Annotated in this window: 17 protein-coding genes; 9 read left to right on the plus strand and 8 right to left on the minus strand. The window is 74.1% G+C overall.

Annotated elements, in window-relative coordinates:
* The first annotated feature begins 37 nt into the window (after positions 1-37).
* The 4 genes from ACZ6RC_RS23945 (at position 38) to ACZ6RC_RS23960 (ending at position 5,180) form a co-directional block, all read left to right on the plus strand.
* The gene (locus tag ACZ6RC_RS23945; RefSeq protein ID WP_469586639.1) at positions 38-1,339 is read left to right on the plus strand and encodes a pyridoxal phosphate-dependent aminotransferase; all 1,302 of its coding nucleotides are present in this window, start codon (positions 38-40) and stop codon (positions 1,337-1,339) included.
* Positions 1,340-1,430: 91 nt separating this feature from the next.
* A complete protein-coding gene (locus ACZ6RC_RS23950; RefSeq protein ID WP_453610642.1) occupies positions 1,431-2,405 on the plus strand; it encodes a fumarylacetoacetate (FAA) hydrolase in 975 nt (324 codons plus the stop codon).
* A gap of 124 nt (positions 2,406-2,529) precedes the next feature.
* Positions 2,530-3,936 (plus strand): NtaA/DmoA family FMN-dependent monooxygenase, encoded by a 1,407-nt coding sequence (locus ACZ6RC_RS23955; RefSeq protein WP_469586643.1) that lies wholly within the window; start codon positions 2,530-2,532, stop codon positions 3,934-3,936.
* Positions 3,933-5,180: an LLM class flavin-dependent oxidoreductase gene (locus ACZ6RC_RS23960; protein ID WP_469586646.1), complete on the plus strand. Its 1,248-nt coding sequence runs from the start codon at positions 3,933-3,935 to the stop codon at positions 5,178-5,180. The genes ACZ6RC_RS23955 and ACZ6RC_RS23960 overlap by 4 nt, the downstream gene beginning before the upstream one ends.
* Before the next feature lie 39 nt (positions 5,181-5,219).
* Here the strand turns inward: ACZ6RC_RS23960 and ACZ6RC_RS23965 are convergent, their stop codons facing one another.
* A complete protein-coding gene (locus tag ACZ6RC_RS23965) occupies positions 5,220-6,515 on the minus strand; it encodes a cytochrome P450 family protein (RefSeq protein ID WP_469586649.1) in 1,296 nt (431 codons plus the stop codon).
* A 22-nt stretch (positions 6,516-6,537) separates the two neighbouring features.
* A complete protein-coding gene (locus ACZ6RC_RS23970; protein ID WP_391134022.1) occupies positions 6,538-6,732 on the minus strand; it encodes a ferredoxin in 195 nt (64 codons plus the stop codon).
* 206 nt (positions 6,733-6,938) lie between these two features.
* Between ACZ6RC_RS23970 and ACZ6RC_RS23975 the strand changes: the two genes are divergently transcribed.
* The 3 genes from ACZ6RC_RS23975 (at position 6,939) to ACZ6RC_RS23985 (ending at position 12,995) form a co-directional block, all read left to right on the plus strand.
* Positions 6,939-7,574, plus strand: a complete 636-nt coding sequence (locus ACZ6RC_RS23975; RefSeq protein WP_453610650.1) for a DUF6875 domain-containing protein — start codon at positions 6,939-6,941, stop codon at positions 7,572-7,574.
* Positions 7,575-7,783: 209 nt separating this feature from the next.
* Positions 7,784-11,998: a trypsin-like peptidase domain-containing protein gene (locus ACZ6RC_RS23980; RefSeq protein WP_469586653.1), complete on the plus strand. Its 4,215-nt coding sequence runs from the start codon at positions 7,784-7,786 to the stop codon at positions 11,996-11,998.
* Positions 11,999-12,029: 31 nt separating this feature from the next.
* Positions 12,030-12,995 (plus strand): bifunctional riboflavin kinase/FAD synthetase, encoded by a 966-nt coding sequence (locus ACZ6RC_RS23985; protein WP_391138676.1) that lies wholly within the window; start codon positions 12,030-12,032, stop codon positions 12,993-12,995.
* A 151-nt stretch (positions 12,996-13,146) separates the two neighbouring features.
* Here the strand turns inward: ACZ6RC_RS23985 and ACZ6RC_RS23990 are convergent, their stop codons facing one another.
* On the minus strand, positions 13,147-14,367 hold the full coding sequence (locus tag ACZ6RC_RS23990) for a cytochrome P450 (RefSeq protein WP_469586656.1): 1,221 nt from the start codon (positions 14,365-14,367) through the stop codon (positions 13,147-13,149).
* Between the two features lie 204 nt (positions 14,368-14,571).
* Between ACZ6RC_RS23990 and ACZ6RC_RS23995 the strand changes: the two genes are divergently transcribed.
* Positions 14,572-15,708 (plus strand): type III polyketide synthase, encoded by a 1,137-nt coding sequence (locus tag ACZ6RC_RS23995; protein ID WP_469586659.1) that lies wholly within the window; start codon positions 14,572-14,574, stop codon positions 15,706-15,708.
* A gap of 95 nt (positions 15,709-15,803) precedes the next feature.
* Positions 15,804-16,937 carry a hypothetical protein gene (locus ACZ6RC_RS24000; protein WP_469586662.1) on the plus strand — a complete coding sequence of 378 codons (1,134 nt, stop codon included), beginning with the start codon at positions 15,804-15,806 and terminating at the stop codon, positions 16,935-16,937.
* 99 nt (positions 16,938-17,036) lie between these two features.
* Here the strand turns inward: ACZ6RC_RS24000 and ACZ6RC_RS24005 are convergent, their stop codons facing one another.
* The 5 genes from ACZ6RC_RS24005 to ACZ6RC_RS24025 are packed head-to-tail and all read right to left on the minus strand — an operon-like array spanning position 17,037 to position 22,956.
* On the minus strand, positions 17,037-18,164 hold the full coding sequence (locus ACZ6RC_RS24005) for an oligopeptide/dipeptide ABC transporter ATP-binding protein (protein WP_391138668.1): 1,128 nt from the start codon (positions 18,162-18,164) through the stop codon (positions 17,037-17,039).
* Positions 18,161-19,126 (minus strand): ABC transporter ATP-binding protein, encoded by a 966-nt coding sequence (locus tag ACZ6RC_RS24010; protein WP_391138666.1) that lies wholly within the window; start codon positions 19,124-19,126, stop codon positions 18,161-18,163. The genes ACZ6RC_RS24005 and ACZ6RC_RS24010 overlap by 4 nt, the downstream gene beginning before the upstream one ends.
* Positions 19,123-20,019 (minus strand): ABC transporter permease, encoded by an 897-nt coding sequence (locus ACZ6RC_RS24015; RefSeq protein WP_391138664.1) that lies wholly within the window; start codon positions 20,017-20,019, stop codon positions 19,123-19,125. Before ACZ6RC_RS24015 ends, ACZ6RC_RS24010 begins: the two co-directional genes overlap by 4 nt.
* On the minus strand, positions 20,016-21,077 hold the full coding sequence (locus tag ACZ6RC_RS24020) for an ABC transporter permease (RefSeq protein ID WP_469586667.1): 1,062 nt from the start codon (positions 21,075-21,077) through the stop codon (positions 20,016-20,018). The genes ACZ6RC_RS24015 and ACZ6RC_RS24020 overlap by 4 nt, the downstream gene beginning before the upstream one ends.
* Positions 21,078-21,081: 4 nt before the next feature.
* A complete protein-coding gene (locus tag ACZ6RC_RS24025) occupies positions 21,082-22,956 on the minus strand; it encodes an ABC transporter substrate-binding protein (RefSeq protein WP_469586778.1) in 1,875 nt (624 codons plus the stop codon).
* Between the last annotated feature and the right edge of the window lie 67 nt (positions 22,957-23,023).

The following is a 23,023-nucleotide window of genomic DNA, read 5'->3' on the forward strand; positions in this document are numbered from 1 at the left end:
TTCCCCGCCCCTCACACCGAGCGCTGGAGCCGTCGCCATGTCCGAACCCACACCGGTCGTCATGTCGGCGACCCTTGCCGCCGACGAGGCCCTGGCACGGCGGCGCCGGTCCGGGGAGCGGGTCCTGTCGATGGCCGCAGGGGAGATCGGCCTGCCCGTCCTCCCCGCGCTCAGGGACCGGCTCGCGGCGGCGGCCGGCGAGAACGCGTACGGTCCGGTCGCCGGGAGCCCTGCCCTGCGGACCGCCGTCGCCGGGTACTGGGAGCGGCGCGGCCTGGCCGTCGATCCGGGGCTCGTCGTCGCGGGCCCGGGCAGCAAGTCGCTGCTGTACGCCCTGCTGTTGGCCATCGGCGGAGACGTGGTCGTGCCGGTGCCGAGCTGGGTGAGCTACGCGGCCCAGGCCCGGCTGGCCGGGGGGCGGGCCCTGCCCGTACCGGTCCTGCCGGGGCAGGGCGGGGTGCCGGACCCGGACCGGCTGCGCGCGGCGGTCGCCGACGCGCGGGCCGCCGGGCGGCACCCACGGGCCGTGGTCGTGACCGTTCCGGACAACCCGACCGGCACGGTCGCCTCGGCCGCCACCGTACGACGGCTGGCCGAGGCGGCCCGCGAACTGGACCTGGTCATCGTCTCCGACGAGATCTACTGCGACCTGGTCTACGACAGTTCGGAACCGGCCGTCTCCCCGGCGCTGCACGCACCCGAGCGGACCGTGGTCACCACCGGGCTGACCAAGAACCTCGCGCTCGGCGGCTGGCGTACGGGGGTGGCCCGGCTGCCGGACAGCGAGCCGGGGCGCGCCCTGCACGCCCGGCTTCTCGCGGTCGCCAGCCAGATCTGGTCCAGCCCGCCCGCGCCGGTGCAAACGGCGGCCGCGTACGCGTTCGGGGAGCCGCCGGAGGTCACCGAGCGCGTCGCGGCGAGCCGGCGGCTGCACGAGACGGTGGTGCGCGCGGTCGCCGCCCGCTTCACCGCCGTGGGCGCGGAGCTGGCCCCCGTCGCCGCGACCTGCTACCTCTACCCGGACTTCGAGCCCCTGCGGGAGCGGCTGGCCGCCGCGCACGACGTGCACGACGGCGACGGGCTGGCGGCGCTGCTCTCCGAGCGGTACGGGGTCGGCGTCCTGCCCGCGAGCGCGTTCGGGGAGACCGGGCGCCCCCTGCGCATCCGCGCGGCGACCAGCCACTTCTACGGCGACACCGACGAGCGGCGCACGGCGGCGCTGGAGGCGGCGGACCCGTTTGCCCTGCCGTGGATACGGGAGTCGGTCGACCGGGTCGGCGAGGTGCTGGCCGACCTCACGGGCGTCGCGATGCCCTCCGTACTCGTCCCGCACCCCTGATCCGCCCGACCTTGGCCCGCGTCGCACGTACGCGGAGCCCCCGCACGCACACGCATGCATGCACCCACTCACGCACAGAGGAGTCGTCGCCATGTCCCACCCGCACCTCCCGGTCCTCTTCGAGGCCCTCTACCACGGCGAACGCCATGTCGGATTCGGCCGCCCCGAGGACGGCGCGCGGCAGACGCTCTACCGGGTGGAGGACGGCCGGGTCGCCGCCGCCTTCATCGCCACCGACGGTTCGGAGGAGGCCCTGCGGGCGGCCCTCACCGAGGGCGCGGAAACCGTCGCCGTCGCCGCCGGGGACCCGGAGCTCCGGCTGCTGCCGCCCCTCCTTCCGCAGGCCACGGGCCACGCCCTGCTGAGCGGCTTCATGGGCACGCACAAGAAGAAGTGGGGCGGTGAGACCGCTCCGGAGGAGGGCGAGTTCACTCCGCCCAAGTGGTTCTTCAAGGGCTTCGGCGACTGGGTGCGCCTGCCCGGTGAGGACCTGAACGTACCCGCGCGCCCGGTCGCCCTCATCGAGGAGCCGGAGGTCGCCCTCGTCTACGTCAACGACGCCGAGGGCACCCCGCACTACGCCGGCTACACCTTCGGCAACGACCTGTGCGACATCGGGCTGCACCGCCAGGACCCGGGCTACAACCCGTACTGCAAGCTGTGCGACACCGCCCTCACGCCGTGGCTCTTCCTCGGTCCGCCGCCGCGCACGGTGACCGGCCGCGTCACCATCGTCCGGGACGGAGCGACGGCCTGGGAGGGCCCGTTCGACTGCGGCGACGACGCCTTGTACTACCGGGTGCGGGACATGGCGGACCACCTCTTCACGTTCCCGGCGGTACGGCGGCCCGGGCTGGTCAACTACGTCCTCCTGGGCGCGGACGAGGCGAGCTTCCACGACGGGTTCCGGATCGCCGACGGCGACCGGATCGCCATCGACGTGAAGAGTCACGGGGTCGCCTTCGAGAACCGGGTGCGGTACGTCTCCCCGGCCCCCTCCACCACTCCGGCGGCCGCCCCGGCGCCCGGGACCGCCGAAGCGCCGGCGCCTGCCGCCACGGCATGAACACCTCGTGACAGAGGGCCGGTCGGCCTGTGCAGGTGCCGCCCCGCGCAGGCACGATCGGAGAGTCGCCCCCCACGTCGCATCCACCGTCCCGCCGCGGGACTTCGCAGGAGGAGACCGCACCGTGCCCGCCCGTACCAGGAAACAGGTGCATCTCGCAGCGCAGCTGCCCGGCATCCACAACGTGACCGTCTGGTCGGACCCGCGCTCCGAGAGCCAGATATCCGTCGACTCCTTCATCCGGCTCGCGCAGACCGTCGAACGCGGGAAATTCGACTTCTTCTTCCTCGCCGAAGGGCTGCGGCTGCGCGAGCACAAAGGGCGGGTCTACGACCTGGACATCGCGGGACGCCCGGAGAACCTGACCATGCTGAGCGCCCTGGCGGCCGTCACCACCCGGCTCGGCCTCGCCGCCACGGTCAACGCCACCTTCAACGAGCCGTACGAGGTGGCGCGCCGGTTCGCCACCCTGGACCGGCTCAGCGGCGGCCGGGCCGCCTGGAACGTGGTCACCAGCTACGACGCGTTCACCGGCGAGAACTTCCGGCGGGGCGGCTTCCTCCCCGAGGCGGACCGCTACACCCGGGCCGCCGAATTCCTCACCGCGGCGCGGACCTTGTGGGACAGCTGGTCGGGTGACGACCTGAAGGCCGACGCGGCCACGGGAGAGTTCGTCGCCCCCGGGGCCGGCCGCTTCGCCCATCAGGGACGGCACTTCGACATCTCCGGCCGGTTCACCACCCCGCCCGGTCCGCAGGGCCATCCGGTGATCATCCAGTCCGGCGAGTCCGACGCGGGCCGGGAGTTCGCCGCGTCCGACGCCGAGGTCATCTTCAGCAAGCACAACCGGATCGACGTGGCCCGGGAGTTCTACCGGGACGTGAAGCGGCGCCTGGCGGCGTACGGCCGGCGCCCCGACGATCTGCTGATCCTCCCCACCGCCAACGCGGTCGTCGCGGACACCGACGAGGAGGCCGCCGCCTACGCGGAGGAGATCAGCCGCGAGCTGGTCGGCCCGCAGACCGCGATCGCCCACCTGGAGGCGGTCTGGGGCCGCGATCTGTCCGCCTACGACCCGGACGGGCCGCTGCCCGACATCGAGCCCGAGGACGAGGCCCACTTCCTGAAGGGGCACTCCGTCTTCCGCAAGGACCGGGCGGAGACGGCCCGGCGGTGGCGCAGGCTCGCCACGGAGCGGAACCTCTCCATCCGGGAGCTGGTCATCGAGGTCGGCGGGCGCCGGACGTTCGTCGGCAGCCCACGGACGGTCGCCGACGCCATCGACGACTACGTGCAGACCGGGGGCGCCGACGGCTTCGTCCTCGTGCCCCACCTCACCCCGGGCGGCCTGGACGACTTCGTGGACCGGGTCGTGCCGATCCTCCAGGAGAAGGGCGTCCACCGCGACGACTACACCGGCACCACGCTCCGGGACCACCTGGGCCTGTCCGCCGCGCCCCGCCCCGCGAGCTGGGGCGGCCCCGGACAGCGCCTGCGCGACGGGCACGACGACAAGGAGACCTGCGCATGACCGGCACGACCCGCGCCACCGCCCCGACGGGCACCCCGGGCCCCCCGCTGCACCTCGCCGTCGCGCTCGACGGCGCGGGCTGGCACCCGGCGGCCTGGCGCGAGGAGGACGCCCGGCCCGGTGAACTGCTCGACGCCGCCTACTGGGCCGGCCTGGTCGCCGAGGCGGAGCGCGGCCTGATCGACTTCGTCACCTTCGAGGACGCCCTCGGCCTCCAGTCCGCCGCCTTCCACCTCCCCGACGACCGCACCGACCAGGTCCGGGGCAGCATCGACGCGGTGCTGCTCGCCGCCCATCTCGCGCCGCTCACCACGCACATCGGCCTGGTCCCGACCACCAACGTCACCCACACCGAGCCGTTCCACCTGGCCATCGGCATCGCGACCCTCGACCACGTGAGCCGGGGACGGGCCGGCTGGCGCCCGCAGATCTCGTCCCGCGCGGCCGACGCCGCCCACGTCGGCCGCCGCACCACGCCCCGGCTCACCGAGGACGACGTGATCGACTCGGAGCGGATCTCCCGGCCCCTGCGCGCCCTCTTCGCGGAAGGCGCCGAGGTGGTGGAGGCGGCACGGCGGCTCTGGGACAGCTGGGAGGACGACGCGGAGATACGGGACGCGGCGACGGGCCGCTTCCTCGACCGCGACAAGGTCCACCCCATCGACTTCCGGGGCAGCGCGTTCAGCGTGAAGGGGCCGTCGATCACCCCGCGCTCCCCCCAGGGGCAGCCGCCGGTGGTGAGCCTCGCGCACGCCACCACGCCGTACGAGTTCGCGGCGCTCGGCTCGGACGTCGTCGCCGTCACGCCGCACGACCGGGCGGGCGCGGCGGCGATCCTCACCCAGGTCGCCGGGGCGGTGCGGCGCACCGGCCGGGACGTGACGGAACGCCCGCTGCGGACCTTCGCGGACCTCGTCGTCTTCCTGGACGACGAACCGGGTGCGGCGGCCCGGCGCAAGGCCCGCCTGGACGAGGCGGCCGGAGCCGCGCTCGCCTCCGACGCCGAGATCTTCACCGGCACCCCCGCGGAACTGGCGGACCTGCTGCTCGACTGGCGCTCCACCGGCCTGGACGGCTTCCGCCTCCGCCCGGCCGCCCTCCCGCACGACCTCACGGCGATCACCCGGGGTCTGGTTCCGGAGCTGCAACGGCGCGGGGTGTTCCGTACGGAGTACGCGTCCACCACGCTCCGCGGCCACCTGGGCCTGGAACGCCCCGCCAGCCGCTACGCGAAGGCGGGCTGACCGGACCCTTCCGGCCCCCGCTCGCGCCGAGTCCCGGGGTCAGGGGCGGTCGGGCCGGAGGAGGACCGGGAGGCGGGTCAGGCGCCACTGGCCGGGCAGTTGCATGCGCTCCCGCCGTTCCAGTTCGGCCGGTTCCAGGGCGAGTCGGAGGTCCGGGTAGCGGTCGAACAGCGAGCCGAAGGCGATCTCCGCTTCGAGTCTGGCGAGGGAGGCGCCCAGGCAGTAGTGGATCCCGTGGCCGAAGCCGAGGTGGTTCTCGGCCTGGCCGGCGCGGTGCCGGTCCAGGTCGAGGCGGTCCGGAGCGGTGTAGCGGCGGGGATCGAAGTTGGCCGAGACGAAGACGAGGAGCACGGCGTCACCGCGCGGAATCCGGGTCCCGGCGATCTCCAGGTCCTCGGCGGCGTAGCGCAGTCTGCTCGTCTGGACCGGCCCGCACCACCGCATCAGCTCGTGCACCGCGCCGGGCATGGCCTCGGGACGGGAGCGCAGTCGGGCGAGTTGGTCGGGGTGGGAGAGCAGGGCGGCGGTGCCGTTGCTGATGAGGTGGGCCGTCGTCTCGTGGCCGGCGAGGACCAGGGTCACCACGAAGGTGACCAACTCGATGTCGCTGATGCCGCCCTCGGACGCGTCCTGGCCCCGGATGAGTCCGCTGAGCAGGTCGTCGCCGAGGTCGGCACGGCGCTTCCCGATCAGCCGGTGGGTGTGCTCGATCATCGCGGGGAACGAGGTGGCGAGGCGTTCCGGCCGCATGGCGATCAGATCCTCGCCCCACTGCTGCCACTTGTCGCTGTCCGCCTCGGGGACGCCCACGAGGTTGCAGATGACCTGGATCGACAGCGGATAGGCGTAGTGCGCGAGCAGATCGGTCGCGCCGTCGGCGGTGTGCCGCGGCAGGGCGTCCAGCAGCCGGCCGGTGATCTCCTCGATCCGGGGCCGCGTGTCCGTCACCCGGCGGGCCGTGAACTCCCGCAGCACCCGCTTGCGCAGCCTGGTGTGCTCGGGCGGGTCGGTGTCGAGCATCGACCCGAGGAGGTAGGGACGCAGCTCCTCGGGGATGGCGAGCATGTCCATCATCTTCAGGCGCGGGTCGTCACCCGTCGCACCGGGCACCGAGGCCGGGGTGTTGACCAGACGGCGGTCGTGCAGCAGCGTGCGGACGTCCTCGTGGCGCGTGACGAACCAGGCCGGTGTGCCGTCCAGGTACCGTCCGTGCACCACGGGTGCCTGCTCCCGCAGGCGTCCGTAGCCGGCGAACGGATCGGCCATCAGGTCCGGTTGCATGGCGTGCGGTTCGGCGTCGAGGTCGTTCTGCGGAACGGTGGGAGACGTGGACATGTGCTCGCTTCTCCTCGTGACGTCAGTCCTCGGCGACGGTGATGGCCTGCACCGGGCAGGCCAGTTCGGCCTCGCGCACCGACGGGTCCTCCGTGCCGCCCGCGCCGTCGGGCAGCACGTAGACGATTCCCAAGTCGTCCTGGGCGAACAGGGCGGGAGCGGTCAGCGTGCATTGGCCGCTGCCGATACAGCCGTCTCGGTCGATGCTGATGCGCACGTGTGCGGCTCCTCTGATTCTGGAGGGCAGGGGAAAGAATTCCGCTGTTTCGCCGGTACCGGCACCGTGCGGTCGACGCTAGTGCAGGGAGTTCGGGTCGGGCAAGCTGGTCCGTGACTCACCCGGGCCATTCCGACTTGTCCCGCCAGCGGGACAGTCCGACGACGTTCTCATGCCCGCCGGCACTGATGGAGAGGCTTCATTTGATGAGTTCCGGTGAAAATTCCGCCAGTATCGACTCGGCGCTCGACGCCGTCGAATCGTGGCTGACCGAATACATATCGGCCGCCCATCCGGACATCGGCCGCATCGGCCCCATCTGTCCTTTCGTTGCGCCTGCGCGCAAGAACCGGACGATGGAGATACGGGCGCGGTTCGTCGGTCACTCGCCCACGCTCGAACTCATCGAGGAGATCGCGCGCAGCAGTCTGCGCGAGTACGGACTGGTCTCCTGGCAGGGCCGCAATCCCATGCTGCGGGCGATGGTCGTGGCCCTGCCCGACCTGCGCTCCGAGGACACGAAGCTGCTCGACGAGGCGCAGTCGCGGGTGAAGGACGAGTTCGTCGCGCAGGGCCTCATGGTGGGCCAGTTCCACGAGAACTGCGAGGTCCCGGCGGCCCGCAACCTGGACTTCGCGGTGAGCAAGGCGCCGGTGCCGGTGCTGGCGATCCGCGCGATCGCCCTGCACGACATCTTCTTCCTGGCCGAGCACCGGCACTGGTTCGAGAAGTACCAGGAGAAGTTCGGGCAGTTCTACACGCCGCAGGCCATGGAGACCGAGGACCGGTTCCGGGTGGAGCACTACCGGCGGGCGGCCCGGGCGTACGGCTATCCGGCGTAGCGGACGGCCGCCGTCTGCGGCAAGGCAGAGGCGGGGGGGCCCCCCCCGGGGCCCCCCCCCCACGATCCCCCTCCGGGAGGTTTCTCTCCACCACGGCCCCCTCATTCACCCCTTCGGACGGGCGCTCGGAGTGAAACGGGGGAGCACAAGGGGGCGCGTTCGGCTCCTGAGCTTCTCGGGGTGATCACCGTCGACCTACCGTCGACACCATGGGAAGCGTGGACCTGGCGACGCTGGTGCGGATCTGTGATCCGGCGGGCCGGCCACGGGGGACCGGCTTCGTCGCCGATGACCGGGGCACGGTGGTCACCAGCCACGAAGCCGTCGACGGACTCGCCCGCCTCGTCCTGCACGGGCCGGGCTCTTCGGGCTCCCCGGATTCACCGGGCGCGGGCGGCTGCAGCGTGGGCGCGGACGCCGTCACCGCCTTCCCCGAATCCGGTCTCGCGCTCGTGCGGACCGAAGGTCTGGGCGTGCGCCCCCTGCCGATCGCGGCCCGCCGTGAGATCGAGGCGGGGACGTACGTACGGATCGCCGCCCACGGCTGGCGCGAGGCGCGGGTGCTCGCCCCGGCCCGGGTCACGTACACCGCCACCGACCGCTTCCACGTCCTCGGCGACGCCGTCGAACTCGCCATCGGCACCGAGGGCGCCGAAGCCCTCCGCCACGGCGGACAGGCCGCGGGCGGCCCCGTCCTCGACCCCGCCACCGGAGCCGTCCTCGCCGTCCTCGGCACCGCGCTCCACGGCGACCACCGGGCGGCCGGGTACGCGCTGCCGCTCGCGACGGCCGGACCGCTGGCCGAACTCCTCCGGCGCAACGCCGCCACCGTCCCCTGCTACGGCCACGACCTCAACCTCGCCGGGGTCCTGGAACTGACCGCCACCTCCACCGGCGCGGCCGCCGCCCCCACCGCCTGGCCCGCACCCGAACCCGTCGCACGCGCCGAGTGCGTCCGGGAGTTCGCCGCCTTCGCCGCAGGCGATGCCCGGGTCCTCGCACTCGTCGGCGTTCCCGGCACCGGACGCACCACGGCGCTCGCCGCCCACTGCGCGCACCGCGCCCGGGGCGCCGAGCCCGCCCCCACCCTCTGGCTGCGCGGCGCCGACCTGCGCGCCGACGACACCTCCGTCGCCGACGCGGTCGGCCGCGCCCTGCGCCAGGCCGGGCGCATCGTCGCCACGTCCGGGGCCCTCGGCGACGCCACCACCGCCACCCCGGAACGCGCGGCCGCGCTCGCCCGCGCGGCCGATCGCCCGCTGCTCCTCATCCTCGACGGCCCGGAGGAGATGCCCCCCGCCCTCGCCCACCGCCTGGCCGCCTGGACCACGTCCACCGAGTCTTGGCTGCGCGCCCACGGCGCCCGCCTCATGCTCGGCTGCCGCCCGGAGCACTGGGAACAGGCGAGCGGCCTCTACTCCCCATCCGCTCTCCACAGCCCGGCCCGCCCGGCCCTGACCGCCCCGCGGGGAGCGGCCGCCGACCCGGCGGCCGGCCTCGGCGCCGGCCAGCGCGCGGCCGGGGGACGGAGTGCCGGGTCGGCGACAGGGCATGGGCGGCACGCCGAGGTGGGCGACGGGCTCGGCCTCGCGGGCCCCCACGACGAGCCGGTGCCCGGCGCCGCGGCCGGGGCCCGGCAGGGAGTCGAGGGCGGCCCCGATGGGCGGCCCGCACCCTGCGCGGAGGCGGGACAGGGGAGGGCGCCCGTCCCGTACCGCGGGCCGGGGATGGCCGGGGCCGTCGTGATCGGGGACCTCGGGGAGGAGGAGGCGCGGCTCGTGCGACAGCGGTACGGGCTGGACGAGGGCGGTCTCGCCGCCGCCGACGCCCGCCATCCGCTGGCGCTGCGGCTGCTCGCCGAGGTGCGGGAGGCGCTGCCCGGGGAGGTACCGGGGCGCCCCGGGCGGGAGGACGTCTTCTCCGCCCACCTGGACCTGATGTGCCTGCGCGTCGCGGTACGGATCGCCGCCGGGTCCCGGCCCCTCGTCCGGGGCACCGCCGTCCGCCGGCTCGCCGCGCGGGTGGCGGGCCGGGTCCACGAGGCCGCCCGCCGCTGCCTCGGCCCCGGCCAGGGCGAGCTGGACCGGGAGTCCTTCGAGGAGATGTTCCCGTGGCGGACGGGCTGGGCCTCCGCCGTGCTCACCGAGGGCCTTCTCGTGCCGGCCGGCCCCGGCTACCGCTTCGGGCACGAGGAGCTCGCGGACTGGCTGCAGGGCGCCCACCTGGACGTCGACGGCGCCCTGCACGCCCTGGTCCACCGCTGGCACGAAGGCGCTCCGGTACGGCTCCCCTCCCGTGCCCCAGCCGCCACGCTCGCTCCGGCAACGGCGTCCGCCCCGGCCTCGGCCTTCGCCCCGGCCTCGGCCTTCGCCCCGCCCGACGGCGCGCGAGAGGAGGGCCCGCGCTCGCTCCCCGTACCGCGCCACCGCGTCGGACCCGTCCTCCAGGCCCTGCTCCTCCTCGACCGCGAACAGGGCCCCGACGCCCTCGCCCTCCGCCTGGCCGGACTGGCCGACGCCCTCGCCCGACTCGCCCACGCCGGTCTCGACGCCACCGACGGCGCCTGGTGGGGCGGTCGGCTCCTCGCCGACTCCCTCCGGCGCGTGCCCGACCCGAAGCCGTACCTCCCTGTCCTGCGCCATCTCGCCGATCTCCTCGGCGGCCACCGTCCGCCCGAGGGCCGCCCCCGGCCCGCCGACGCGTTCGCGCCGTTCGGACCCGGCTTCTGGGAGGCCCTGCGGGTCGGCGAGAACGAGCGCATGGACCTGCTGCGGCGGCTGGTCACCGCCGACGGCCCGGCCCGCGCGGACGGCCCGCCCCGCTACCTCGACACCGTCGCCGCGCGACTCGCCGCCGACCCCCGAGGCGTACAGCCCTTGCTGTGCCGGTGGTTCGGCGACCGCAGGCCGCTTCCCGCCACCCCGTACGCGACCGTCGGCACCGCCGCCCAGGCGCTGCTCCACACCCACCGGGCCCCGGCCGTCGACGACCTGTGCGAGGCGCTGGTCGCCACCGCGCACCCGCTCGCCGACGGCCTGCTGACCGCGCTCGCCGAGGACGAGCCGTCCGCCGTCTGCCGGGCCGTCGACCGCTGGGCCCACGACGACGGCCGCCCCGAACGCAGGGCCGCGGCCGCCGCGTACGGAGATCTGGTGGCCGAACGCCTCGCACCCGTCGCCGAGCCGCCCCCCTGCGACACCGGGGCCACCGGGCCCGACGCCGGACATCTCGCGACCGGGCCCGACTCGGTGCGCCCCATGCGGGTGCCGGACCGGCGGCCGTCGACCGTCGCCGGGCCCGACTCGGTGCGCCCCATGCGGGTGCCGGACCAGCCGCCGCCGACCGTCGCCGGGCCCGACTCGGTGCGCCCCACGCGGGTGCCGGACCAGCCGCCGTCGACCGTCGCCGGGCCCTCCCCGGCCGGCGCCGCCCTCCATCCGGTCCCCTCCCCGTCGCTCGCGGTCCCCCTTCGGCCGCCCGATCCCGACGCCGCGCACCGCACGGCCGACGCCCCGCCGCGCCCCACCAGCGACGATCGGCAGCTCCTGCGCTACGCCGCCCTCGCGTTGCTCGCCCGGCCCCGTGACGCCGGGCTGCACGGGCGGGCCCTCGGGATCCTGATCCGCGACCCGCTCACCCGGGCACGCCACCTCCCGCGGGCCCTCGCGGAGCCCGGCGTGCCCGCGCGGGCCCTCGTCCGGGCGCTCCCCACCGACCCCGAGCCGGTGCTCGCCGCCCTCCGTGACCGGCTGGACGGCCCCGAAGAGGCGGCCGGAGAGGTCCTGGCCGCCCTCGCCGAGATCACCGCGCCCGCGCTCGCCCGCCGCGCCGCCGCCCTCGTCCGCGAGTACGTCGACCGCCACCCCGGGCCCGGGCCGGCCCGGCACGCCGCCGCGTACGCCGACCGCCGGCTGGAGCACGGCCCCGCCGCCCGGGCCGTCCTCTTCCCCCTGGTCACCGGCCTCCTCCGGGACCACCCCGCGCACCTCCGCGCCGCCTTCGCCCCCGTCCTCGCCGCGCCCGGCACCGGCGCCTCCCGCCTCCTGCGGGGCGAACTCCTCGACGTACTCCTGCGGTACGAAGCCGAGGCGCCCAGCGGCCCGGCCGTCCTGGACGCGCTGCTGCGCGCCGCCGCCCGCGGCTGCGAACGCCGTCCCGACGTCCGCACCCGCGACCTCGTCCACCGCACGGGACTGCTCCTCGTCCGCACCCCGGACGGCGCGGCCCGCCTCGACCGGCGGATCGCCGAGCTCGCCCGCGAAGTCCCCGGCTTCGCCGCCCTGCTGGCCGACGGCCCGCCCGACGGGCCCGCCGCGTGGGCCGCGCTCGTCGGCCCCGAGACCCGCAGGACCGTCGAGACCCTCGGCAGTTCCATGCCGATGCGAACCGAAAGCCTGGGACATGGCAGTCTTAGACCTGCGTAATCGGCGAACAGGCGGACGAGGAGCGGTCACAGTGCAACGCTGGCGTGGCTTGGAGGACATCCCCCAGGACTGGGGGCGCAGCGTCGTCACCATCGGCTCCTACGACGGCGTACACCGCGGGCACCAGCTGATCATCGGCCGGGCGGTGGACCGGGCGCGCGAGCTGGGCGTCCCCTCGGTCGTCGTCACCTTCGACCCGCACCCCTCCGAGGTCGTGCGGCCCGGCAGCCACCCGCCGCTGCTCGCCCCGCACCACCGGCGCGCGGAGCTGATGGCGGAGCTGGGCGTGGACGCGGTGCTGATCCTGCCGTTCACGGCCGAGTTCTCGCAGCTGTCCCCGGCGGACTTCATCGTGAAGGTCCTCGTGGACAAGCTGCACGCGAAGGCCGTCATCGAGGGCCCCAACTTCCGCTTCGGCCACCGGGCGGCCGGCAACGTCGCCTTCCTCGCCGAGCTCGGCGGCACGTACGACTACGAGGTGGAGGTCGTCGACCTCTTCGTCAGCGGTACGGCCGGCGGCGGCGACCCCTTCTCGTCCACGCTCACCCGCCGTCTGGTCGCCGAGGGCGACATGGCGGGCGCCCACGAGATCCTCGGCCGCCCGCACCGCGTCGAGGGCGTCGTCGTGCGCGGCGCCCAGCGCGGCCGCGAGCTCGGCTTCCCCACGGCGAACGTCGAGACCCTGCCGCACACCGCGATCCCCGCCGACGGGGTGTACGCGGGGTGGCTGACGGCGGCCGGCGAGCGCATGCCGGCGGCGATCTCCGTCGGCACGAACCCGCAGTTCGACGGCACGGAGCGGACGGTCGAGGCGTACGCGATCGACCGCGAGGGCCTCGACCTGTACGGGCTGCACGTGGCCGTGGACTTCCTGGCGTACGTCCGCGGCATGCTGCGGTTCGACACGCTGGACGACCTGCTCGAAGCGATGGCCGGGGACGTCAAGCGCTGCCGTGAGCTGACCGAGACGTACGACCGGGAGCACCCGGCCGCCTGAGCCCGGCCGGACACCTCCGCCCGGCCGGAGATCTGGACCGGCCGGACATCTGAGTGTCACCGGACATGTGAGCCCCGCCTGACATCTGAGCTCCGCCGGACCGCCTGAGCCCGGCCCGGCGCGGGACGGCCGATCGGGCCCCCGCCCGCCGTCACCAGGTGACCATCAGCTCCTTCGGGCCGCGGATCAGCCCCTTCACCTGCCACACCGTCTCCTCCGGCGCCCCCGCGAGGCGCAGCTCCGGATAGCGCCGCAGCAGCGTCTCCAGCATCACCTCCGACTCCATCCGCGTGAGCATGGCGCCCATGCAGTGGTGTGGGCCGTGCCCGAAGGACAGATGACCGGTGCCCGTCCGGTCGAAGTCGACGTCGTGCGGGTCCGCGAAGACCTCCGGGTCCCGGTTCGCGGCGAGGTACGACGCGTACACCGCCTCACCCGCCCGGATCAGCACGCCTCCGACCTCCACGTCCTCGGTCGCGATCCGCGGCAGCCCCACGCCGTTGCGGTGCGGGATCCAGCGCAGCAGCTCGTCCACCGCCCGGGGGAGCAGCTCCGGCTCCGCCCGCAGACGCGCCATCAGCTCCGGACGGGTGAGCAGCAGCCACACCATGTTGGCGCTGTTGTTGCGGACGGCGTGCGCGCCGCTGATCAGGATCGCCATGGCCAGCGACACGGCCTCGTCCTCGCTGATCCGCCCCTCGCCGAGGGCCTCCGCGAGCTCCCCCGCGAGGTCGTCCCGCGGCTCCGCGCGCCGCTGTTCGAGCAGCCGGGTGACGTAGCCGCGGATCTGCGCCTTGGCCGCCCTGCTGCTCTCCGGGCCGGGGCCCGAGGACAGGATCAGATCGGGCCAGGAGGCCAGCTGCGCGCGGTCCTCGTCGGGGATGCCGAGCAGATCGCAGACCACGGCCATCGGCAGCGGCCCGTGCAGATGCCTCATCAGGTCGGCGGGCCGGCCAGTCTCCTCCATGCCGTCGAGCAGCCGGTCCGCCGTCGCCTGCGCCGCCGGACGCAGCCGACGGGTGCTCTGCCCGGTGAACGTCCTGGTCACAGCCTTGCGCAGCTGCGTGTGGTACGGCGGATCGGCGTAGTTCAAGGCCGCCTTGGAGGCCACCATGTGGCCGGTCATGCCGGTCACCTCGCGGTCGAGCAGAGCCGTCCGGCTGAACCGCGGGTCGGAGGTGACCAGGCGGACGTCCTCGTACCGGGTGACGAGCCACGCCTCGTTGTCGGCGGCGAAGGGCAGACGGATGCGGGCCACCGGCTCCTCGGTGAGGAGTTCGGTCAGCAGGGGGTCGAAGTCCAGCGCGGGCAGGTCGTCGACCGCCCAGGTGCGTACCGGCCGTACCGCGGCCGCCGATTCGGAGGGGGTCATGGGGAGGCTGTTCCCGGGTGCGGGAGGCGCCGATACGCCGCGCGCCCACAGCCCCCTGAACGGAGGACGGGCCGGTGGGCCGGCTGCCCGGGGAGGCCGGTCGGGTGACGCTCCGTGAGATTTCGGCGGCCCGCGCGGTTGCGGGGCCGCACGCCCCGGGCGAGTGTGGCGGCAGTTCGGTAGACCTGCAAAGGAGCGAGTCTCGTGGTGACTCTGTGCAAGCCCGCGGTGGCCGTGCCCGAGTACGTGATCACAAGGGAGGAGACGCTCGACCTCGCCCGCTCGCGTCATGCCGATCACCCCCAACTCCCGCTGGCGCTCCGGCTGATCGAGAACACCGGCGTCGCCCAGCGGCACCTCGTCCAGCCCATCGAGGCGACCCTGGAACACCCCGGCTTCCAGGAACGCAACGAGCGCTACGAGATCGAGGCGAAGGCCCGCGTCCCGAGCGTCGTCCAGGAGGCCCTGCGCAACGCCGAGCTGCGCCCCGCCGACATCGACATGATCGTCTACGTGTCGTGCACGGGGTTCATGATGCCCTCGCTCACGGCCTGGCTGATCAACACCATGGGCTTTCCCGGCAACACCCGGCAGCTGCCCATCGCCCAGCTCGGCTGCGCGGCCGGCGGCGCAGCCGTCAACCGGGCCCACGACTTCTGCCTCGCGTACCCGGACGCCAACGTCCTGATCGTCTCCTGCGAGTTCTGCTCGCTCTGCTACCAGCCCACCGACCTCGACGTGGGCTCGCTGCTCTGCAACGGTCTCTTCGGCGACGCGGTCGCCTCGGCGGTCGTACGAGGCCGCGGCGGCACCGGGATCGCCCTGGAGCGCAACACCTCCTACCTGGTCCCCGACACCGAGGACTGGATCGCGTACAGCGTCCGATCCACCGGCTTCCACTTCCTCCTCGACAAGCGGGTGCCGACCACCATGGAGCCGCTGGCCCCGGCGCTGCGGGAGATCGCCGGTACGCACGGCTGGGACGCCGGCGACCTGGACTTCTACCTCATCCACGCGGGCGGCCCGAGGATCCTGGACGACCTCAGCCACTTCCTCGAAGTCCCGCCGGACGCCTTCCGGTTCAGCCGGGCCACCCTCACGGAGTACGGCAACATCGCCAGCGCCGTCGTCCTGGACGCGGCGCGCCGGCTCTTCGACGAAGGCGGCCTGTCCGAGGGAGCCCGCGGCATCATGGCCGGCTTCGGCCCCGGCATCACCGCGGAGATGTGCCTCGGACGGTGGACCAGGCCCCCCGCGCCCTCCCTGGAATCCGACCTCAACGCCCGCCGGATCATCGGCCACCCGCCCGCGGCGCGCCCCGCGGCCGTCCCGGCCACCTAGGTCGTGTCCGGAGCATGCCGGCTCGCGGGCCCTGGCCCTGGCACCGCGCGTTCCCCCGTTGCCCGTCCCGTCCTTCCGCGAAGGAGACCCACGCCATGTCCGACGTCACCCCGTCGCCCCTCCGCAAGGCCGTCCGCGGTCCCGCCGCGATGACCGCGCTGCTCGCGGGCGTCGTCGCCGTGTCCGTGGCCGGAGCGCCCGCGCAGGCGTCGGCACCGCACCAGGGCCGCGTCCCCATGCACCAGTGCTGGGTGAACGGCGTCCCCGCCCCGGCCGGGGACCAGGTCGACGGCACCCCGCGGGGCGACGACATCCTCTGCGACAGCGACCTGAACGGCGTCACCGTCTCGGGCGGCGGGGGCGACGACACCATCGAGGTCCGCGGCCTGGTCATCGACTCCGCCGTGACCGGCGGCGAGGGCGACGACACCATCCGCACCAAGCACCTGGTTCCCCAGACCACCTTCAGCATGGTCCGGGGCAACCGCGGCAACGACGTCATCCGCGTGGCCAGCGTGCGCGGCGACGGGGCGCGGCTCGGCGCGATCGTCCACGGCGACGACGGCGACGACAGGATCACCACCGGCTCGGTGTCCGGCGCCCCCGGCACCTTCAACCGCGGCGGTGGGATCGTCACCGGCAACGACGGCGTCGACACCATCCGGACCGGGATCATCGACTTCTCCGGACGCGTCCTCGGCGGCAGCGAGAACGACACCATCGAGGCCCAGGCCCTCGGCCCGGAGTCGGGCGGCCTGATCCAGGCCGGCCCCGGCGACGACAGGATCAGCGGCCCGGGCGGCGCGACCCTGGTCGTCGGCGAGCACTGGGGGACCGTGGACGCCGGCGTCGGCAAGGACACCTGCCTCGTGAAGTCGGTCTCCACGCGCACGTCCATCAGCTCCTGCGAAACGCTTCCCGCGGCGGCGGGGGAGAGCACGTCCAAGCCCGACGCCCCTGCGGGCGGGCGGCCGACCGGCTCGGCTTCCCAGCCCGATGCCCCTGCGGGTGGGCGGCCGAGCGGTCCGGCTTCTCAGCCTGCCGCTCCCGCGGGTGGGCGGCCGAGCGGTCCGGCTTCTCAGCCTGACGCTCCCGCGGGTGGGCGGCCGAGCGGTCCGGGCTCCCAGCCCGACGCCCCCGCCGGCGGGCGGCCCACCGGTCCGGCTTCCCAGCCTGACGCCCCGTCCCGGCCGGTCGCCCCCGCGAACCAGAAGCCGACCCAGCCGTAAGCCCCCGCCCGACCGCCCGCGGGAGCGATCCCGTACGGCCCCGCCCGCCGGAACACCCCTCCGTCCGGCGCGCCTCCCGGCCCGCCCGGCGGCCGGGGGTCAGTCCTCCGGCGGGCCCTGGCTCGTCACCCAGTGGCACGCCACCCGGCGTCCACCGCCGCCGCCGGGCAGGACCGGGAGGTCCTCCGTGCGGCAGCGGTCGGCGACCGGGGAGGCCTCGCCCGAGGCGAGGACCTGGCAGCGGGCGTGGAAGCGGCAGCCGGACGGGATCCGGGAGGGGTCCGGGGGTTCGCCGGTCAGCACCACCGGTTCGCCCCCGGACTCCGGGAGCACCGACAGCAGCGCCCGGGTGTACGGATGCCTCGGCGCGGTCAGGACCGACTCCACCGAGCCGGTCTCCACGATCCGCCCCAGATACATCACCGCCACCCGGTCCGCGATGTTCCACGCGAGGCCCAGGTCATGCGTCACGACCAGCGCCGAGAGGCCCAGCTCGTCCCGCAGCCGAAGCAGCAGCGCCAGGATCTCCCCGCGTACCGACGCGTCCAGGGAGGCCACCGGCTCGTCGGCCACGATCAGCTCGGGCTCCAGCACCAGCGCCCCCGCGATGACGACCCGCTGCCGCTGCCCGCCCGACAGCTCGTGCGGATAGCGCAGGAAGAAGCGCTCCGGCGGCCGCAGCCCGGCCCGCGCGAGCGCCTCGGCGACGGCGGCCCGTTCGTCCCCGCCGTACCGGTGGATCCGCAGCCCCTCCGCCACCGCGTCGTACACCGTGTGACGCGGATTCAGCGAACCGCTCGGATCCTGTAGGACCAGCTGGGCCCGCTTCCGGTACGCCCTCAGGGCGCGGGAGCCGTACGACAGCGGCTCACCGGCGAATTCGATCGTCCCGGCCGTGGGCCGCACCAGGCCGAGCAGCGACCGGGCCAGCGTCGTCTTGCCGCACCCCGACTCGCCGACCAGCGCCACGATCTCGCCCGCGCCGATGTCCAGGTCCACCCCGTCCACGGCCCGCGCGGCCGGCCCGCCGCGCCGCCCGGGGAAGACGATCCGCAGCCCGCGCGCGGAGAGCAGCGGACGCGATCCGGCCGCCTCCGGAGCCAGGCCCGCCCCGGCCTCAGGGACCGTGGCCGCCCCGGCCTCAGGGCCCGCCGCGGCCTCCTGGAGCGGCACCGCCCCCGACGGCGAGGACTCCAGCGGCGACGTGTCCGGCTTCAGCGGTTTCATGAGCCACTCCCGACGTGCACGCAGGCGGCCCGGCGCTCCGCGCCCGCCTCCCGCAGTTCCTGGTCCCGCTCCCCGCACACCTCCACCGCCACCGGGCAGCGCGGATGGAACGCGCACCCGCCCGGCAGCTCCGCCGGATCGGGGGGATCGCCCGGCAGCCCGCGCGGCGCCCGCCGCGACGCCGGGTCGCCGATCCTCGGAAACGCCGAGGACAGCGCCCGCCCGTACGGATGCTCGGCCGCGTCGTACACCGACCGCGCCGGGCCCTCCTCCACCACCCGGCCGGCGTACATCACCGCGAGCCGGTCGCAGGTGTCGGCGAGCACCGCCAGATCGTGACTGATCATCAGCAGGCCGATGTCCTCGTCGTCGACGAGCCGCCCGATCAGCCGCAGGATCTGCGCCTGGATCATCACGTCCAGCGCGGTCGTCGGCTCGTCCGCCACGATCAGCCGGGGATCGCAGGCCAACGCCATCGCGATCATCACCCGCTGGCGCTGCCCGCCGGACAGCTCGTGCGGGTACGCGGCCGCCCGCGCCGCCGGCAGTCCCACCTGCTCCAGCAGCCCACCGGCCCGCGTCCGCGCCGCCGCCGGCGTCGCGCGCCCGTGCACCAGCATCGGCTCGGCGATCTGCTCGCCGATCCGCCGCACCGCGTTCAACGAGTGCATCGCGCCCTGGAAGACGATCGACGCCCCCGCCCACCGCACCGCCCGCAGCCGGCCCCACCGCATGGTCAGGACGTCCTCGCCGTCGAGCAGGACCTCGCCCGTCAGCCGCGCCGACGGCGGCAGCAGACGCAGCAGCGCGAGCGCCATCGTCGACTTCCCGCACCCCGACTCGCCCGCCACCCCCAGCTTCCGCCCGGCGGCCAGCGACAGGTCGACCCCCCGGACGGCGGGGACCGCGGACGCCCCCGACCCGTACGTCACCCTCAGATCGCGGATCTCCAGCAGGCTCAACGCCCCACCCCCAGCTTCGGGTTGAGTACGGACTCGATCGCCCGGCCGCACAGCGTGAAGGCCAGCGCGACCAGCGCGATCGCGACACCCGGCGGGGCCAGGTACCACCAGTGGCCGGACGAGACCGCGCCCGCCTCCCGCGCGTCCTGCAGCATGCCGCCCCACGACACCACGGTCGGATCGCCCAGCCCCAGGAAAGCCAGCGTCGCCTCCGTCAGGATCGCCGTCGAGATCCCGAGCGTGGTCTGCGCCAGCACCAGCGGCATCACGTTGGGCAGCACGTGCCGGCTCATGACGTGCCCGTGCCCGCCGCCCAGCGCCCGGGCCCGCTCGATGTACGGGCGGGACTCCACCGCGATGGTCTGCGCGCGCACCAGCCGGGCGGTCGTCGGCCAGCTCGTCACCCCGATCGCCAGGACCACCGTCCACATCGACCGGGACATCACCGTCGCCAGCACGATCGCCAGGACGAGCGTCGGCATCACCAGGAACCAGTCGGTGATCCGCATGACCACCGTCGAGAACCAGCCGCCGTAGTGGCCCGCGACGATGCCGACCACCGTGCCGATGGCGACCGAGAGCGCCGCCGCCAGCAGCCCGACGAGGAGCGAGATCCTCGCCCCCCAGACCAGCAGCCCGAGCAGCGAGCGCCCGAACTGGTCCGTCCCGAGCGGGAACGCGGCGCTCGGCGATTCCATGGCCGTGCCCGGCGCGTTCGTCACCGACTGCACGTCGGCGCCGACCGTCAGCGGCGCGAGGAGGGCCAGGGCCGCGATCAGGGCGAGCCCCGCCAGGCCGTAGAGCCCGGCGCGGTGGCCGCGGTACTGCCGCCAGAAGCGGGACACGGCGTTCCGCCGCCGCGCCCAGGTCAGAGAAGGGACGGAGGTCGTCATCGGCCCACCCGGGGGTCGAGCAGCGGATAGAGCAGGTCGGCGACGAGGTTCGCCACGATCATCGCCCCCGCGAACACCACGAACAGGCCCTGCACCAGCGGCAGGTCGGGCACGCTGAGCGCCTGGTAGAACAGCCCTCCCAGACCCGGCCAGGAGAACACCGTCTCGACCAGGATCGAGCCGGCCACCACATGGCCGAGGTTGATGAAGACCATGGTGACGGTCGGCAGCAGGGCGTTCGGCACGGCGTGCCGACGGCGCACGGCGTCGTCGCGCAGCCCCTTCGCCCGGGCCGTCGTCAGATAGTCCCCGCCCATCTCGTCGAGGAGCGAGGAGCGCATCACCAGCAGCGTCTGGGCGTAGCCGACCGCGACCAGGGTGAGGACCGGCAGCACCATGTGGTGGGCGACGTCAAGGACGTACGCGAAGCCGGTTTCGCCCGTGCCGGATTCCATGCCGCCGGTCGGGAAGAGCCCCGGGAGCGGGCCGACGCCGACCGAGAACACGATGATCAGCAGCAGGCCGAGCCAGAAGGACGGCACCGACCAGAGGGTCAGCGCCAGGCCGGTGTTCAGCTTGTCGCCGAGCCGGCCGTGGTTCCACGCGGAGCGGGTGCCCAGCCAGAGCCCGAGCGCGGAGTAGAGCGTGACCGCCACGCCCGTCAGCAGCAGCGTCGCGGGCAGCTTCTGGACGATCAGCTCGCCGACCGGGGCGTGGAACTGGTACGAGGTCCCCAGGTCGCCGCTCAGCGCCTTGGCGCAGTACTCCGTGAACTGCTGCCACAGCGGCAGATCGAGCCCGAACTGCCGGCGCAGAGTCGCCAGTTGTTCGGCCGACGTCGGTACGCCGTGCGTCATCGCCTTGACCGGGTCACCGGGGATGATCCGGAAGAGGAAGAAGCTGGTGACGAGCACGGCGAGCAGCGAGATGAGCGCGCCGCCCAGCTTGCCCGCCGCGTGACGGAGATAGCCGAGGGCGGAACCGGTGCGGGAACCGCCCTCCGCGGCGCGGACCGGTACGGTCCGCGCCACGTCGGCGGGGGCGCCTGCCGTCGTCACGCCGCTACTCGCGGTCGTCGGCGGTGGCACGGCGCCGGACGCCGGCCCAGACGCCGACGGCGACAAGGACGAGCGCCGCCGGGCCGAGGACCAGCCAGAGCGTGGTCGAGGAGCCCGCCTCCGAGCCCTCGGCACCGGCCGTTGTGGAGGCCGGCACGGCCGACCACCAGCTCCAGTAGCCGTCCTGCCCCCAGAGATTGCCGGCGGCCTCCGGCATGGTCGTGAGGGACGCGATCTGGTCGGTGCGGTACGCCTCGAGGGCGTTCGGATACGCCATGACGTTCATGTACCCGGTGTCGTACAGCCGTGACTGCATCTCCTTGACCAGATCCGCCCGCTTGGCGGCGTCGTACTCCGCCGACTGCCGCGCGTAGAGCGCGTCGAACCGCGGGTCGCAGATGAAGTTGTCGGTGGCCCCGGTGTCCTTCGGCGTGGCGGGCAGCGTGCCGCAGGTGTGGATCGACAGGACGTAGTCCGGGTCCGGGTTGACCGACCAGCCGTCGAAGGCGAGGTCGTAGTCTCCCTTCGTCCACGGGTCGCCGACGTTGTCGAGGCACTCCACCTTCAGCCCGATGCCGAGCGCGCCCCACCACTCCTGGAGGTACTTCCCGACCGCCTTGTCGTTGGGGTCGGTGGCGTGGCACAGGATGCGGAAGTCCAGCGGCCTGCCGTCCTTGCCGACCCGCTTGCCGTCGGCGTTCTTCCGGTACCCGGCCCGGTCGAGGAGGAGCGCCGCCTTCGCCGGGTCGTAGCCGAGCCGCTGCCCGGCCGCGGGCTTCCAGAAGTACTGCCCGAAGCGCGGCGGGATGTACCCCTCGCCCTCGACGGCGTGTCCCTGGAAGACCTTGTCGACGATCGTCGTGCGGTCTACGGCCAGGAACAGCGCCTTGCGGACGGCCGGGTCGAGGAGCGCCTTGTGGCCGTTGCCGAAGGTCTTCCCGTCCTTCGCCCGCGCCCCGGGGTTGGTGGCCAGCGCGAAGAAGCGGCGACCGGGAGCGTCGTTCACCTTGATGTTCTTCGCCGACTTCAGCGCCGCGGCCTGAGCGGGCGTCAGGTTCGGTACGAAGGACACCTCGCCCTTCTGGAGCGCGGCGACGGCCGCGTCACCGTCCTTGTAGTACTTCAGGACAAGCTCGTCGAACTTCGGCGCACCCCGCCAGAAGCCCTTGTTCGGCTTCAGCTTGATGTACTGGTCGACCTTGTAGTCGGTGATGACGAAGGGGCCGTTGCCGACGATCGGGAACTTCTTGTCGTTGTTGAACGTCGAGAAGTCCCCGACCTTCTCCCAGACGTGCTTGGGCACGATCGGCACGTCGAGCGCCGTCATCGTCGCCTGCGGCTTCTTCAGCTCGATGACGAGCGTCCGCGGGTCGGGGGCCGTGACCTTCTTGAAGTTGGACGTGAAGCTGCCGTTCGCGGTGGCGGCGTTCTCGTCGGTCATCATCGTGGTGAAGGTCCAGGCGGCGTCCTCCGCCGTCGCCGGCTTCCCGTCGGACCACTTCGAGTCCGTACGGATGGTGTACGTCCAGGTCAGCTTGTCGGGCGAGGACTTCCACGCGGTCGCGAAGCCCGGGATGGGCGTGGCGTCCTTCGCGTCGTAGTTGACGAGGTACTCGTAGGCCAGCCGGTGGACGGTGGTCGAGACGAGCTTCTGGGCGAGGAACGGGCTCAGGGAGTCGACGCTCTGCGAGACCGCCAGGGTGAGCGTGGTGCCGCCGGCCTTCGGATCGTCCGCGGCGGGCGGGGCGGCCTGGGCGGCTGCCGGCGGGACGGCGAGCACGGTGGCGGCGACGCCGGCGGCGAGGAGGAGCCGGCGGAGCCGGGGAGGTCTGGGGCGTCGGCGGGGGGCTACCGGGCGGGGCGGAACCTTCGTGACCATGACCATGGACGTGACCTCGCGTCGTGGATCTTTGGGCGCCAACTGGTGAAGCGAAGGTCTATCAGCG

This window comes from Streptomyces sp. NPDC048353, from assembly GCF_055587165.1.